The organism is Rhodococcus sp. KRD197, assembly GCF_017168235.1.
GTDB lineage: Bacteria > Actinomycetota > Actinomycetes > Mycobacteriales > Mycobacteriaceae > Rhodococcoides.
The window spans coordinates 1-980 of the sequence record NZ_JABFAO010000063.1 but is presented as its reverse complement, the minus strand read 5'-3'; the positions used below and the strand labels follow the sequence as shown (position 1 = coordinate 980).

Below are 980 nucleotides of genomic sequence, written 5' to 3'. Positions count from 1 at the left end.
TAGGGCGTGTCTCCCATAGCTGAGCGGTGACCCGCGAGACCGTGGCCGTATGGGACAGACGAAGTCACGATTTCGCCAGTTCACCGACGAGCAGTGGGAGCGGATAGAGCCCCTGCTGCCCTCCAATGAAGGGCGGCAGGGGCATCCGTTTCGCGACAATCGCAAAGTCGTCGAGGGGATCATCTACCGCTACCGAGCAGGTATTCCCTGGCGGGACCTACCCCGCGAGGAGTTCGGTGCGTGGCAGACCGTGTGGAAGCGTCACGCCCGCTACGCCCGGGACGGGACCTGGGATCGCATCCTGCACGTGATCCTGGCCGATGCCGACGCAGCCGGAAAGATCGACTGGAACGTCTCGGTCGACGCCACCATCTGCCGCGCTCATCAGCACAGCACAAATACAACGCGCCCTGAGCAGGACACAGGGGGCAGGGTCGAATCACAAGAACCGGCCCTTCCGGGACTGTGAACCCGCAGGTCACGGCATCGGTCGCTCGCGAGGAGGGCTGACCACCAAGATTCACAGTGCTGTCGATGGCCGCGGCCGACCGCTGGCGAACGTGATCACCGGTGGGCAACGAAACGACGGCGCGATGCTGGCCGAAGTCCTGGCCGACATCCACGTCCCACGCCACGGCAAGGGCCGACCCCGCACCCGCCCCGACGCGGTGATCGCAGACAAGGCCTACTCGTCCGGCACGATCCGCCGCCAGCTCCGCAGTCGCGGTATCGCCGCTGTCATCCCGGAGAAAAGCGACACCATCGCCGCTCGCGAACGCCGCGGCAGCCGCGGTGGCCGACCCCCGAAACTCGACACTGACCTCTACAAAGACCGAAACGTCGTTGAACGTTCCTTCGCTCTGGCCAAGCAATGGCGAGCGCTGGCCACCCGCTACGACAAACTCGCGATCACCTACCGCGCCGCCGTCACCCTCTGCGCAATTCTCACCTGGCTACGCCGATTGGGAGACACGCCCTAG

At 65.4% G+C, this 980-nt stretch carries 1 pseudogene; it reads left to right on the top strand.

Going from position 1 to position 980, the window contains the following annotated elements:
* Window positions 1-49 precede the first annotated feature (49 nt).
* Window positions 50-980: pseudogene (locus tag J1M86_RS24165) on the top strand (IS5 family transposase).